Here is a 240-nt window from a genome sequence, read left to right on the forward strand (position 1 = left end):
ATTTAGGGGAGTTCAATCAAAAAGGAACGGTGCGGACGAAATATGGGACAAAGGCACAGTTGAAATCTGCAATTGACGCTTTACATAAGCAAAACATCGACGTATACGGTGATGTAGTTATGAATCATAAAGGTGGGGCTGATTATACTGAAACCGTAACAGCTGTTGAGGTAGACCGTAACAATCGAAATATTGAAGTATCAGGTGATTATGAAATTAGTGCGTGGACGGGTTTTAACT

General features: G+C 40.0%; 1 pseudogene. It reads left to right on the forward strand.

Annotated features, from left to right (window positions below):
- A pseudogene (locus tag JDS96_RS31485) lies at positions 1-240 on the forward strand (alpha-amylase family glycosyl hydrolase); the annotation flags it as partial.

It is taken from the genome of Bacillus cereus group sp. N21 (assembly GCF_016483395.1).
Taxonomy (GTDB): Bacteria; Bacillota; Bacilli; order Bacillales; family Bacillaceae_G; genus Bacillus_A; species Bacillus_A pseudomycoides.